The sequence below is a fragment of the uncultured Campylobacter sp. genome, assembly GCF_937997535.1.
Taxonomy (GTDB): Bacteria; Campylobacterota; Campylobacteria; order Campylobacterales; family Campylobacteraceae; genus Campylobacter_B.
Window position 1 is genome coordinate 1 of record NZ_CALKTT010000106.1, and the last position, 13,556, is coordinate 13,556.

11 protein-coding genes and 1 tRNA gene are annotated in these 13,556 nt (G+C 41.7%); 5 read left to right on the forward strand and 7 right to left on the reverse strand.

What is annotated here, in order from left to right:
• Window positions 1-74 precede the first annotated feature (74 nt).
• The 7 genes from Q0117_RS10310 to Q0117_RS10340 all read right to left on the reverse strand — a co-directional run bounded on the left by Q0117_RS10310 (window position 75) and on the right by Q0117_RS10340 (window position 6,063).
• Window positions 75-380 carry a hypothetical protein gene (locus tag Q0117_RS10310; RefSeq protein ID WP_297926690.1) on the reverse strand — a complete coding sequence of 102 codons (306 nt, stop codon included), beginning with the start codon at window positions 378-380 and terminating at the stop codon, window positions 75-77.
• A 265-nt stretch (window positions 381-645) separates the two neighbouring features.
• Window positions 646-846, reverse strand: coding sequence for a hypothetical protein (locus Q0117_RS10315; RefSeq protein ID WP_297926693.1), 201 nt, complete (start codon window positions 844-846; stop codon window positions 646-648).
• A gap of 124 nt (window positions 847-970) precedes the next feature.
• Complete coding sequence (locus Q0117_RS10320; RefSeq protein ID WP_297926696.1) at window positions 971-1,582, reverse strand: NAD(P)H-dependent oxidoreductase; 612 nt, start codon at window positions 1,580-1,582, stop codon at window positions 971-973.
• Between the two features lie 23 nt (window positions 1,583-1,605).
• Complete coding sequence (locus Q0117_RS10325) at window positions 1,606-3,309, reverse strand: DGQHR domain-containing protein (protein ID WP_297926699.1); 1,704 nt, start codon at window positions 3,307-3,309, stop codon at window positions 1,606-1,608.
• A complete protein-coding gene (locus Q0117_RS10330; protein WP_297926702.1) occupies window positions 3,310-4,236 on the reverse strand; it encodes a site-specific DNA-methyltransferase in 927 nt (308 codons plus the stop codon). It lies immediately after the preceding gene.
• A gap of 36 nt (window positions 4,237-4,272) precedes the next feature.
• On the reverse strand, window positions 4,273-5,808 hold the full coding sequence (gene guaA / locus Q0117_RS10335) for a glutamine-hydrolyzing GMP synthase (RefSeq protein ID WP_297926705.1): 1,536 nt from the start codon (window positions 5,806-5,808) through the stop codon (window positions 4,273-4,275).
• Between the two features lie 54 nt (window positions 5,809-5,862).
• Window positions 5,863-6,063, reverse strand: a complete 201-nt coding sequence (locus Q0117_RS10340; RefSeq protein WP_297883091.1) for a hypothetical protein — start codon at window positions 6,061-6,063, stop codon at window positions 5,863-5,865.
• A 27-nt stretch (window positions 6,064-6,090) separates the two neighbouring features.
• Here Q0117_RS10340 and Q0117_RS10345 point away from each other — a divergent pair, with 27 nt between their 5' ends.
• The 5 genes from Q0117_RS10345 (at window position 6,091) to Q0117_RS10365 (ending at window position 13,488) form a co-directional block, all read left to right on the forward strand.
• Window positions 6,091-6,501 carry a hypothetical protein gene (locus tag Q0117_RS10345; RefSeq protein ID WP_297926708.1) on the forward strand — a complete coding sequence of 137 codons (411 nt, stop codon included), beginning with the start codon at window positions 6,091-6,093 and terminating at the stop codon, window positions 6,499-6,501.
• Window positions 6,482-8,284: an excinuclease ABC subunit UvrC gene (gene uvrC / locus Q0117_RS10350; RefSeq protein ID WP_297926710.1), complete on the forward strand. Its 1,803-nt coding sequence runs from the start codon at window positions 6,482-6,484 to the stop codon at window positions 8,282-8,284. Before Q0117_RS10345 ends, uvrC begins: the two co-directional genes overlap by 20 nt.
• Before the next feature lie 165 nt (window positions 8,285-8,449).
• Window positions 8,450-13,003, forward strand: a complete 4,554-nt coding sequence (locus tag Q0117_RS10355) for an ATP-binding protein (RefSeq protein ID WP_297926713.1) — start codon at window positions 8,450-8,452, stop codon at window positions 13,001-13,003.
• A gap of 14 nt (window positions 13,004-13,017) precedes the next feature.
• Window positions 13,018-13,398, forward strand: a complete 381-nt coding sequence (locus tag Q0117_RS10360; RefSeq protein WP_005869488.1) for a response regulator — start codon at window positions 13,018-13,020, stop codon at window positions 13,396-13,398.
• Between the two features lie 13 nt (window positions 13,399-13,411).
• Window positions 13,412-13,488, forward strand: a tRNA-Arg gene (locus tag Q0117_RS10365).
• Window positions 13,489-13,556: the final 68 nt, after the last annotated feature.

Below are 13,556 nucleotides of genomic sequence, written 5' to 3' on the forward strand. Positions count from 1 at the left end.
ACCGCGCTTGTAGCAAAACCGAGGCAAGGCAAAACTATAGCGCGGCAATCGCTGCGGCGCTACTACAGCGGGCGCTACTGTAGCACCTTTTTTAGCGCCAGCGCAAATAGCACGACATAAAGGACGAGCAGCCATTTTTTCTGCGTTTCGCGCCTTGCGTGGTGAGCTTGAGAGGTGCCGAAATACACGCCCAAAAGCCCGCCCACGGCTAGCAGCGCGCCGGCTAGCTGCTCGCCGCTTGCGAGCGAGAATTTTCTAAGCTTCATCTGCTTTTGTTCGTCGTTATCGCCTACGTAAAATGCGCGATCGCCCTTTATCAGGATATTTTCGCCGATATCTCGAAGCCTGTTTTGAAGCCTGCTTTGCCATAAAATTTTCATCCGTCGCTCCTTTTGTTTGTGCGCAAAGAACACAGCGCGATTTATCGCTTTTAATTTTGGCTAGCGGTTTTTCAGCGCGCATGCTAATACTTGAATTATTGCTTTTAAATTTACGCTATTTGCGCGGCGCTCGGTACCGATTTAATTGGCATTTCAGCCGTGCTTTGCAGGCAAATTTATCCGCGCAGCGTTTGGACCGGGCTAGAAAGAAATTTAACCGCGCGCTGTTTTAGCGAAACCACAAAATTAGCCTCGCAAATTTAGATCATTTTTTCGGTTTATTTTCTTTGATATAGTCCACGGCGATACGCTGGCAGGCGATCTTGTCGTTCTTTTCGAGGCATAAAGTCTCCAGCTCCTCACGGCTGAAATTTTTGTAATCTTTGATCGTCTTTTTGCCGCCGCCTCCCATCGCGAAGTATATGAGAGCCGCTAAAATCGCTATCACAGCGATTAATCTAAGCATAATTGCCTCCTAAATTAATAAATTTTGCACCGAATACACGTACAAAATTTTTGCGCACATTTGTTTAAAATAGGCAATCAAAATTCTACGCCGCGCGGATTTTGCTAGCAGCGAATTTTCAAATTTAAAGCAAATTAATCTGCTTCGGAAAGTACCTATCCAGCGTCTGCGCTACCTGCTCCAACCAGACCTTTCGCTCAGCTTCGTCGCTATCTGCGACCACTCTAAACATCAGCCGCTCAAAGGTTTTCACGCCGCAAAAATCAAAAATGCAGCTTTTCCAAATTCTTTCCAGCGGATCGCCGAATATCTCGTTTTCTCTTGCCTCAGGGGTGTTGGATGTGTTGAAAACCAGGGCGGCTTCAGCCTTTAAAAGCCCTATCGGAAGCCCGCCACCGTTATCACCTGGCGCAAAATCGTAGGCTACTCTCTGCCTTAGCACGCGGTCGATCCAGCCCTTAAGGATGGCGGGCGGCTCGCCCCACCAATTTGGATGTACAATCACGATGCCGTGGGCGTTTGCGATATCTTTTTGATGCGCTTTTAACAGCTCGTCGTCGCTTTCGTCGCTCACGAGCTCAGCGCCGCTAAGGATTGGGTTAAATTTCTCCTTATATAGATCGTGAAATTTAACTTCGTAGCCGCTATTTTGCAGCTTTTCTACCGCTGCATTCGCGATTGCTGCGTTTAGGCTTTTTTCGTAAGGGTGTGCCAGGATAACAGAAATTTGCTCCATTTTTTTTGCTTTATTTCATATTGCTATTCAATTTCTAATTTTTTTATAATTTCTCTAGAGAATTTTGCATATTGACTTGATGTATATGGAAAATTATCTTTTGAAAAATCGAAATCTAACTTACTTAAAAGTTTATCATAAAATTCAAAATCTTTAATTCCATATTTATCAATAAGTGCAAGATAACTCATAATAAACCCATTTATAGATATTACAGATAATATCTTAGATTGAGGATCATGCCATTCGCTCTTGAAATGCTTCTTTATTGCCTTAAAATATATTGAAATTTTTTCTACGCAAAATTCCTTATATTTATTCAAGGATGCATCATCCATTTTTTTTAGTGCCTCTTTATCGCCATCCCAGTGAAAGAATAGATTTTTTCTACCATCTTTGGGATCTAAAGTTATTAAATAACGCAACGCAAATTTGATTATTGATGCAATTTTAATTTTGTTTTCATCCAATAATGACATTTCAAATTTATTTAGAAAAATACTCTTTTTATTTAGGAGATCAATGATTGACCTAGATAAACCAAAATCTGAAATAGGATCTTTAACCATTTGAATATGTAATAATACATCTTGAGATACCGGTTTAGCATTGGAATTAATATCTAAAAATATTTCACTCTGTATCTTTATTTTTTTAGTATCCGACATACCTTTTGGAAAAATAAGACCCGTAACTAATAAGTGTAACTCTTTTCTTAACTGTGATATTTTAGGCTCATCACTATCTGTTTCTAAACCTTCATAATGAGCATAAATACGATGTTGTCCATCAATAATACATATACTATTCATACAATTTGGGATAAGCATAGTGCATACGTCATGCTTATTGATTTCATCAATATTAATAGGTATATTATCTTTTTTGAAAGAAATATCTTCAGGCAAAGCTACAATAATATTATTATAAAAAGCTTCTTTATTTGTTACTAAAAATTTTCTTATACTGTTAATTCTTTTATCCTGAATTAGACGTTGATAAAGCAAAGAAGAATCTTCCCAGTTATCTTTTCTTAAGACATAAGAGTTTTTTATTAATGTTTCTGCAGATATCATGAAAGACACTATTCTTACATTATCTTTAATGCCAGTAAAAGATTTAGGAGTAATTATCGTAGTTTTTATCTCTTTCGGACTACTTTCTGCAGTAATAATACCTATATCATCATCATTTAGCCCCAAGAACCTAAAAATTTCATACCTGGCCGACTTTTTTATACATTTTGACATTTTAGATAAATACATTAAAGCATTATGGTCAACGAATTTTATCAATGGGTATAATTTATAATCATCATCGCTAAAATCAAGTTTTTCTTGGGAAAAATATAAAAACTTGATTTTATATCTATCTAATGAATATTGTTTAATAAATGAATCTTGAAAATTATCATATAACCATTGGTAAAAGTTTGTTAAATTTTTATTTATTTCTACAAATCCTTCATGCTTTTTTCTAACATGATCTTTAATATTGTCTGTTTTTGTTACAGTATCCTCACAAATCAAAATTATATTCTCATAAATAAATATAAAATCTAATTCTACGGTTCTATGCCCTATTTTAAAGTGTTTATTTTGAGTGTTTAAATATTTAAAACCCGCCATAATAAAAGTATTCTTTATACCATTTCTAAAATTTCTAGATAATCTTGCCTTTTTTATTTCTTCCGGAGATTTTTTTGATTTTCTAATACTTTTAGACATTTATGCTTGTCCTTCTCTAATTTTACGGAATTCTTCTGGCAACATCGCAACCGAACTATTTAAGTCAGGCTCCATAACCGGTACATCCTTTCTGACTTTTATAACCCCATCAATAGCTTCCTGAATACGCGTTTTGGCAATATTAAAGTATTCTTTTTGTATCTCTGCCCCCACAAAGCACCTCTGCTCTAGTATGGATGCTACACCTGATGTTCCAGAACCCATAAACGGATCCAAAACTATTCCATTGATGGGTGTCAATGCTTTAATTAACCTTTGTGGAATAGCAATTGGGAATTGGCATGGATGCTTTGTTTTTTCTATATGGTTGGCCTTAACATTTGGTATATCCCACACATCCGATGGGTTCTTACCCAAAGGGTTACCGCTAAATTCCCCTTTATTCTCTCCTTTATATGAACGTTTGCCTGGGTATTTTTGTGGTATACGTATATTGTCTAAATTAAAATTATATTCTTTGCCTTTTGTAAACCATAGTATTGTTTCATGTCTTCCACTAAAACGTTTTGAACTATTTAGCCCATGTCCAAAAGTCCAAATTAATCTATTTCTTAGTAGGAGCGGATATTCTAAACTACGGTTATTTTCACTAAATATCTGATAAACATAATAATCCAAAGGAATAACCTCTGATTTGCTAATATGATAACCGGTTTGCCAACATAGACTTCCTCCTTTTTTTAATACACGATAAATGTCACCAAATATAGATGACTGTTGTTTTTTAAAAGTTTCAATATCGTCGTGCAAATTCTCATACGCTTTATTCATACAATATGGGGGGGAAGTTATAATTAAATCGCAAAATTCATCTGGTATATTCTTAAGTAATTTAATACAATCCCCATTAAATATTGTTATACTATTATTTTCATTAAATTTTTCAGCAATTTTTATATTTTCCAAAGTTCGTCAACCCCTATAAAAATAATTAAAATATTCTCACTCCCACTCTATCGTTGCAGGCGGTTTGCTAGAGATGTCGTAAACTACGCGGTTGATGCCGTCTACTTCGTTTATTATGCGGCGAGAGACGTTTTCTAGCAGATCGTACGGCAAGCGCGAGAAGCTAGCTGTCATACCGTCGCTAGCGTCCACTACGCGTATGCACACGGCGTTTTCGTAGGTGCGGTTATCGCCCATGACTCCCACGGAGTGCACGTTTAGCAGCACGCAAAACGCCTGCCACGTTTTGTTGTACCAGCCGCTTGATTTTAGCTCGTCGCGTAGGATCACGTCGGCTTTGCGCAGCAGTTCGAGACTCGGTGTATTTACCTCGCCCATTATGCGGATCGCAAGACCCGGACCCGGGAATGGATGGCGGAAAACTACTTCGCGCGAAAGACCTAGCTCAAGTCCCAGCTGGCGCACTTCGTCTTTAAAAATTTCGCGCAGAGGCTCGATCAGTTCAAATTTCATATCCTTAGGCAGGCCGCCTACGTTGTGATGACTTTTGATCGTTTTGCTTGAGCCTGCGACCGAGCTTTCGATGATGTCGGTATAGAGCGTACCTTGGGCTAAAAATTTTACGTTTTTGTATTTTGCCGCCTCTTTGCTGAAAACCTCGATAAAGGTCGCGCCGATGATTTTGCGTTTTTGCTCGGGATCGACCACCCCTTTTAGCCTGCTTAAAAACAGCTCGCTAGCATCGATCACGTCTAAGCTCACGCCGAGTTTGAGCCTAAACATCTCCTCTACCGCCTTGCGCTCGCCAGTGCGGAGTAGTCCGTTATCGACGAAAACCGCTATCAGGCTCTGCGGCACCGCATGTGCTAAAAGCGCCGCTACGACCGAGCTATCCACGCCGCCGCTTACTGCGCAAAGCACTTTGGCGCTGCCTACGCGCTCTTTTATTTTGATCATCTGCTCTTTGGCGAAGCTACCCATATTCCAAGTGCTGGTTATTCCACAGATCTCTTTAGCAAAATTTTTTAAAATTCTATCTCCAAACTCGCTGTGGCAGACTTCGGGGTGAAATTGCAGCGCGTAAATTTTACGGATTTCGTCGCCGAATACGCACCATTCACTCTCATCCGAGCTTGCCATCACCTCAAAGCCCTCCGGCAGGCTCTCGACCTTGTCCGAGTGGCTCATCCAGACAGTAGAGTTATCCTCCACGCCGCCAAATAGCCTGCTAGCGCGAAGCAGTTTCAAAGAAGCCTTGCCATACTCTTTTTTACCCGCAGGTACGACGCTAGCGCCAAATTTATGCGCGATGAGCTGCATGCCGTAGCAGATACCTAAAATTGGAATTCCAAGCTCAAAAATTCTATCGTCGCAAAAATACGCATCCTTGGCGTAAACGCTAGCGGGTCCGCCACTTAAAATAAGACCTTTAGGGTTTTTTGCTTTTATCTTATCGATCGGTGCGTCGTATGCGATCAGCTCGGTGTAAACGCCTTGTTCGCGCAAGCGCCTAGCGATCAGCTGGGTGTATTGGGAGCCGAAGTCCAGCACTAAAATGTCTGCCGTTTGCATGAAATTCCTTTGTAAAAATTTTTAAAAGTATAACAAAGTAAAGCTAAAAGTAGGCTATTTATCGCGTAAAATTCTAACGCCACCTTTCGTGTCGTTTGTTTTGTTGCCATCCGCGGCGGATGCCTTTGCATTCACGGTTTGCTCATCTGCGTCCGAGTAAAATGGCGGTGCTTTGTATCCGCAGCCGCTAAGCAAAACTAAGATAAAAAATGCTAAAATCCGTCTATGGAAAATGCAAGAGAAATAATCGCTCATATCAGAAAAAATCCTTTATATGCCAAGATGCGAGAAAGAGGCGAGTTTTTAGCGATTTTGCCGCTTAGTTGGCAAAGGCTGATCGCTTTCATCTACGTCAAAGATGGCATTTTGATGATAGCCGCGAAACACCCGGCTGGGCTTTGCGAACTAAAACGCGATAGTAATATAAATTTAATAAAAGACGTATTAAAGCGATTCGTAGCCGCTAGAGAGACGGCGGAGCTTTGCGGCGTGCGAGAGATAAAATTTTTCGTAGCAGATAGAGTGATGAGCAGAAGAAGGGCGCAAATTTATAAAGCTCATTTGCGCCGAAGCAGCGAAATTTTATCTTCAGAGCGTGCAAAAGGGGAGTTTAAAAACAAAATCCAAGATCCGCAAATTTATAAAATTTTTGAAGAGATAAGAGGGCTAATCCTTGCTAATAGAGGAGATTAAGAGCTTGCCTGCTAGCCCCGGCGTGTATCAGTACTTTGACGCCGCGGGCAAGCTGCTATACGTCGGCAAGGCTAAAATTTTAAAAAATCGCGTCAAAAGCTACTTCTCTTTCACGCCCGCTCTCGCACCGAGTCCGCGCTTAAGCGCGCGCATCGCAAAGATGATAAGCGAGGCGACGCATTTAGAATACATCGTAACGCCCAGCGAGAGCGACGCGCTGATACTAGAAAATTCCTTCATCAAGCAGCTTAAGCCCAAGTACAACATCCTGCTGCGCGACGATAAGACCTATCCTTATATATATGTAAATTTAGACGACGACTTTCCGCGCTTTGAGATCACGCGAAAGATCATAAAGGGCAGAAACATCAGATACTTCGGTCCCTATTTTCACGGCGCGAAGGAAATTTTACAGACGCTTTACATGCAGTTTCCGCTCGTGCAGAAGAAAAATTGCGTCAAGGGCAAAAAGGCCTGTTTGTTCCACCAGATCGGGCGTTGCGCCGCTCCGTGCGAGGATAAAATTTCAAAGCAGGATTACGCGCGTATCGTACAAAGCGCGCTTGCCGCCCTAAAAAATCCGCAAAAGATGGTGCCGCAGCTTTTGGAGCGGATGGCGCGGCTTGCGCAGAGCGAAAATTTCGAGGAAGCCGCGCAGATTCGCGATAAGATTGAAATTTTAAAGCAGATGAACGTAAAGGTCGAGGTCGATCTGGCAAAGCTCGATGATTTCGAGGTCTTTGCGATTGCCGCACGCGACGGGCTCGTCTGCGCCGTGCATTTTAGCATACGCGAGGGTAAAATTTCAGCCTCAAGCTCTCATATAATTAACTGCAAAGCCCCGAGCGCCGATGATATCGCAAACGCCTACAAGCAGATGATCTTAAGCGCCTTTCCTGCCGCAGCTCCCGTGGCGTGCGCTAAAATTTACGTCTGCGACGAGTTTGACGATGCGGATCTGGTATGCGAAATTTTATCCAAGCGGCACGAAAGAGCTTTTAAAATTTACGCGCCGAAAATCGGTGAGAAGCGTAAAATTTGCGAGATTGCATACCAAAACTGCGAGATCAATATCAAAAAGCATCTAAAAACGCACGATTACGCATTTTTGCAGGAGCTGAAGGATTATTTTGATCTTACGAATTTGCCGGTAAATATCGAAGTTTTCGATAATTCGCATATGTTCGGCGCCGCGCCCGTGGGAGCTATGATAAGCTTTCAAGACGGCGAGTTTAACAAGCAAAACTACCGCCACAAGCACCTTAGCTCAAATAACGACTACGATCAGATGCGCGAGTACCTAACTAGCCGCGCGCTTAAATTTGACGAGCTCGCAGCACCCGATCTGTGGCTCATCGACGGCGGAACGGCTCTGCTAAACTTGGCGGAGGAAATAATCTGCAGCGTCGGAGCAAACATCGATATAATCGCCATTTCTAAAGAAAAGATCGACGCCAAAGCCCACCGCGCAAAGGGAGCTGCGAAAGATAAAATTTACACGAAAGGCGGAATTTTTTCGCTGCCTACGGACGATAAAAAATTACAGTTTTTTCAGCGTCTGCGCGATGAAGCGCACCGTTTTGCGATCTCGTTTCACCAAAAGAGCAAACGCAAGCTCGATCTACAAAGCTCAAAGCTGCTAAGCTTGGGCGTTAGCAAAGGAAGCCTGAAGAAGCTTTTGGACTTTTACGGCGATTTTGAGAGCATTTATGCGGCGAGCTTCGATGAGATCAGATCGCTTACGAATATCCAAACCGCGGAAAAAATTTTAAACAATCATTAACGAAAACCTAACGCAAAAAGCTATATTTAAAGATTTGTTTAGTAAAATCACCCATTAACTTTGCAGGACGGCTAAATCGTCTCCGCCTAGCGTGACGGAAGCGACTTCGTTTCTCCGGTTGAATAAAATTTAACGTCGCGTAAGCTGCGCTTTGAAGGATTTTGTATGAATTTAAATACTACAAGTGCTTTGAGACTTGTTAGCGGTATCCCGTTACTTTTGATTTTCGCGTTTGCATCATATTTCTTGTTTATCTCTTTGCAGGATTACGCCAGAGTGGGAATTTTGCAGCAGCAGATTGCTAAAAATAGCAATCTCGCGGCGTTAGTAGAGCAGGTAGATAAAGAGCGCGGTATCACTTCGGCGTTTTTGGGTAGCGAGGGAAACCCCGGTATGGGAACCCTTCTATCGGGTCAACGCAAAAAAACCGACGATGCGCTTGCAAAGTATAAAGAAAGCAAAAATATCAGTGAAAATGTCGTAAAAAAGACTATTTTTGATATTTTCGCTTACGGCACCGGTAATGACGAGCTTTTGGCTGCCGAGACCGATATAGACGGTTTATTAGACAAACTTCCGCAGGTAAGAAGGGATGTCGATGCTCAAAGCAAAAGCTTCGGTGAGCTTTTCAGCTCATATTTTCAAAAATTCGATGATGATGTAAAAACAATCCAACGAGTGCTAAGAGAGGGTCTTGTAAGCTCAAATATTACCGTTTGGACGGTTTCGTTGCTTAATACTTATGAGGCGATGGATGCCACCGCATCGGAGCGTGACTATATTATCGAATACATTATTGGTAGCAAGGCGATGAATCAGGCGCAGCTAAGGACTTGGGCTAGCTTCAACCTATCTAGTTCGCTCCCTAATTACTACTTCTTGCCGGAATCTGATGCTAGAGCTGCAATTTTAAAAATTCTAGACGGAGAGGAATTTCAAAATGCATTAAGAGAAACTGCTAAAATTTCAGCCACATTGCAGCAAGAAGCGGACGAGGGACACTATAGCGTGCCTTTTCAAGAGTGGTTTGCCTCTACTACACTTAAATATAAAAAGTTAAGCGAAATTTCTGAAAAGATCAATGCTGAGCTTGCGGCACATGCCGATACTTATCTAGCGCAAAGACTAAGAAACCTATTTATCGCTCTTGGCATATGGGTTTTAGCGGCTATTTTGGTCGTTTTTGCCTTGGGTATTACAAGACGTTTAAGACAGAACGTTACCGACCTCGGCAACGTGCTTAGCCGAATCGGCGATTTGACGAATCAGCACGAACACATCGACGTTAGGACTAGTGAGGGTGTTAACAAAGCGTATTCGCTTATCGAGGACGCGCTCGATCTGATTGCGTATCAAAAGGGTGCTGCGGAGGATGCCAATAAGGCAAAATCGATCTTTTTGGCCAATATGTCGCACGAGATCAGAACGCCGCTTAACGGCATCATTGGCTTTACGGAGCTTCTTAAAAATACCGATTTGGATGAGGAGAAGCGCGATTACGTTGATACCATCGAAAAATCGTCCGAAAACCTTCTAACGATCATTAATAACATTTTGGATGTCTCTAAGATCGAGAGCAATAAGGTCGAGCTTGAGGATATATTATTTAATCCTATCCAAGATTTCGAAAGCGCGGTTGAAATTTACGTCGCCAAGGCTACCGAAAAGAATATCGACATCTTGCTTTACATCGATCCTACACTCGTGCACCACCTATACGGAGACATCACGAAGATCAAAGAGGTTCTTATCAACCTCATGTCAAATGCTGTCAAATTTACGCCTGAGCACGGCACTATCGTAGTTGAAATTTTAAGGGAGCCTAGCAAAGCTCCGGGAGAGGCGATCGTAACGTTTAGCGTAGAAGATACCGGCATTGGAATTTCTGAAGATAAGCTCGCAAATGTATTTAACGCCTTCTCTCAAGCTGACTCTACGATCACACGCAAATATGGTGGAACGGGTCTTGGACTTACGATTTCGTCTAAATACGTAGCGATGATGGGCGGCAAGCTTCAGGTCAAATCTACCGTAGGAAAGGGTACTAGATTTTACTTCACCCTTGCTTTTAAAGAGACGCAAAAGACCGATGCGGACGCAGTATTTGAAAGTATCAAAGGGTTAAATTTTGCGCTTTTAGCCGATAGCGCCGATACGATGTATAATGATATCGTTAAAAATTATATCAGCAAGCTAGGCGGTAAAATTTCGATATTTAATACGAATGCGCAGTTCCGCTCAGCGCAAAATAATAACAAATATGACGCTCTTATCACTAGATTTAAGAATTACGGCGAGGTTAGCGATATATTGAGTATGCCTACGATCTTAACTCTTAAGCCAAAAGAGCTTCAAAGTATTAGTATTTCAAATTCCAAAATTTTTACCCTTACAGAGCCTTTTAACTTAACTAAATTCGTTAAGACGCTAGATAAAATTTCAAAATCCGGAATTGCTCTAAGCAGATCGGATTTTGCTCCACAGACGCATGAGATTAAGCTGGATGCTGAGGTAGAAAAGCCTATCGTCGCTGATGAAATGATTATGGAAGAGCCGGTAGTAAAAGAAAGACCTATCATCAATAAGCTTGATGAATTACGACATGCTACTACTTCGTCGGCAGACGAGCTACGCGCTATCTTGCAAAGCAGAAGGCGTACGCATGATACAGAAGTTCATTCTACGCATAAAGAGGAGGCTGTTAGTAAGCCTAGTATTGCTCAAGAGCTCAAAAAAGAAGCTCCTAAAGCAGAAGAACCGGTCATTAAGCCTATAGATATCGAGCCTATGAGTGATATTAAGATTGAAAAGATAGAGCCTGAATCACCAAAGATCGATATTGATACTCCGGAAATAGTAATTCCACGCGCAGAAAAGCCAAAGGTAGAGTCTTCAAGCACAAAGGATGCCCAGACCGATATTGATGAGCCTATATCTTTGGAAATTCCTGATGATTTTGTGGGGCTCAAAACACATGCAACGCAGACCCAGGCTCCTAAAGCCGAAACTCCTAGCATCGATCTTTCCGATATCGAAATAGAGCTTCCTAAGATTAAAAAAGAGGAAGAAGAAGTAAAGGCTGAGCCTGCGAAAGTAGAAATTCCAAAAGCTAAGGTTGAGACGCCTAAGGCTGAGATTGAAATTCCTGATATAGATATTGATCTTTCGGATATCAAACCGAGCGTCAAAGCGCAAGAGCCTGCCAAAAAGGTTGAAATTCCAAGCGTAGAAGAAGAAATTCCTGTAGCCATTAAAACCGAGCCTGAAATTCCTATCGCTAAAGCTTCGAAGCCTGATACTTCAAGTGTTTCTGCTCATGAAGATGAAATTTCAAATGTTAAACTTTCAGAACCTGAAAGTAGAGCTGAAAAGATAATTGAACCAGAATCTATCGCAGTTGAGCCAGAGCCGGTAGCAATTGAGCCTGAACTAAAACCTATAGAGCCAAAACTTGAAGAGGTTAAACAGAAGCCTTCAAATATTGAGTCTGAACTGGTAATGCCGGCAGTAGAACCGGCAGCTCAAAATATTCCTGCTAAAGAGCAGAGTATTGAGCTGGAGCCTGTAGATATTCCGAAGGTGGAGCCTGCTACTCAAAACGACCATGTCGAAGAGCCCGAGATCGAGCCTGTTAGCGTAAAAGTCGAACCGGTAGTTATCCCGCAGCCTGAGGAAGAGGAGATGGTCGAGGTGCCCGTTACCGTATACGAAGACGAGCAACAGGAAGAAACCATTATGGTCGAAGAGGATGTCGAAGTCGAAGAAGAGGTTGAAGTGCCGGTAGAGCGAAATCCTGCCGATGAAAATGTACCTTTGGTCAATAGAAAATATAACGCCAAAATCCTTATTGCGGAGGATAATGAGATCAATCAAAAGCTTATGAAGCATACGTTAAATAGCTTTAATATGAATTTGACGATAGTCGAAAACGGACTTTTGGCGCTGGAAGCCAGAAAAGCCAATAACGACTATGATCTCATATTTATGGATATTTCGATGCCTGTTATGGACGGTATCGAATCTACAAAACAGATCAAACAATACGAGCACGAGAATAATCTCCGCCACATCCCGATCGTGGCTGTTACTGCCAATGCACTAAAGGGCGATAGAGAGAAATTCATGGCAGCAGGGCTTGACGAATACTGCACCAAGCCAATCAAAAAAGATATCTTAGCTCAAATGTTAGATAATTTTATCGGCGATAAACGATCTGATGCAGCGCCTGCCGGTGGAACTACAAAGAAGCTAGTTAAAAAGCTTGTCAAACGCCAGGTGCCTAAGACGGTCATTAAAATTGTCAAAGTGCCAAAGACGATAATGAAGCTAGTTCCTAAAAAAAGCATAGTTTCCGATGACGTAGTGAAAGCTAAGGGTGCGCGCGTGCCGACAAAAGATATACTTATATGTAAGGCAAACATTATGGAAAGTAAAATTTTTGCCAGCATATTAAAACACCAGTATAAAGACGTAGAAATTGCGGGCAATTTCGACCAGCTTATTTCTATGGTGGCTACGGGCAGCTATAAGCTTGTTTTGATTGATAAAAAGCTAGCAGGGCTAGACTTAGCGGCGTTAGAGAGCTTGCGCCGAAAAGCGTCTGCGACCAAGCTAGTTCTGTTTTCTAACGACAACGATGAAAATCCACTATTTAGCGAAGTCGCTAGTTACAATATCACCAAGTCGGGTCTTGAGAAACTCGCACAAAAATATATATAAGGATGAGGTCTTAAATGAGAGATTTGAAAGTTTTAACGGTTGATGACGACGCTATAAATTTGAAGCTACTTGAAGTTATGCTAAAAAAATACGGCAAATTCCAAACCATACTCCAAGCCAAAAACGGCTTGGACGCCCTTGCCGTACTCGAAGTTCAGCCCGTTGATTTGATTTTATTAGATATCGTAATGCCTGTGATGAATGGGCTGGAATTTTTAGATAATCTTCACGCTAGAGAAAGCATAGCGCATATCCCCGTCATCGTCCTTACTACGGACGAGACCGCTAAACGAGAGGCTTTAAATAAAGGTGCTTATGACTTTATGACAAAGCCCATCAATGACAAAGATCTTCACAAAAAACTAGACGACGTTATGAATATTATCGGCGATTAAATTGCCGATTTTTGTCCTCGTAGCTCAGTAGGATAGAGCGCAAAATTCCTAATTTTGAGGCCACAGGTTCGAATCCTGTCGGGGACACCACCCACCAAATTTCCCCCCTATTTTTAGTTTTTTGATTTTTTTAAAAGCCCTTTTTTACGGCTTTTTCA

Coding starts and splice junctions, on each gene's coding strand:
- Q0117_RS10310 (WP_297926690.1), bottom strand. CDS start 380: ATGAAAATTTTATGGCAAAGCAGGCTTCAAAACAGGCTTCGAGATATC.
- Q0117_RS10315 (WP_297926693.1), bottom strand. CDS start 846: ATGCTTAGATTAATCGCTGTGATAGCGATTTTAGCGGCTCTCATATAC.
- Q0117_RS10320 (WP_297926696.1), bottom strand. CDS start 1,582: ATGGAGCAAATTTCTGTTATCCTGGCACACCCTTACGAAAAAAGCCTA.
- Q0117_RS10325 (WP_297926699.1), bottom strand. CDS start 3,309: ATGTCTAAAAGTATTAGAAAATCAAAAAAATCTCCGGAAGAAATAAAA.
- guaA (WP_297926705.1), bottom strand. CDS start 5,808: ATGCAAACGGCAGACATTTTAGTGCTGGACTTCGGCTCCCAATACACC.
- Q0117_RS10340 (WP_297883091.1), bottom strand. CDS start 6,063: ATGAGCGATTATTTCTCTTGCATTTTCCATAGACGGATTTTAGCATTT.
- Q0117_RS10345 (WP_297926708.1), top strand. CDS start 6,091: ATGCGAGAAAGAGGCGAGTTTTTAGCGATTTTGCCGCTTAGTTGGCAA.
- Q0117_RS10355 (WP_297926713.1), top strand. CDS start 8,450: ATGAATTTAAATACTACAAGTGCTTTGAGACTTGTTAGCGGTATCCCG.
- Q0117_RS10360 (WP_005869488.1), top strand. CDS start 13,018: ATGAGAGATTTGAAAGTTTTAACGGTTGATGACGACGCTATAAATTTG.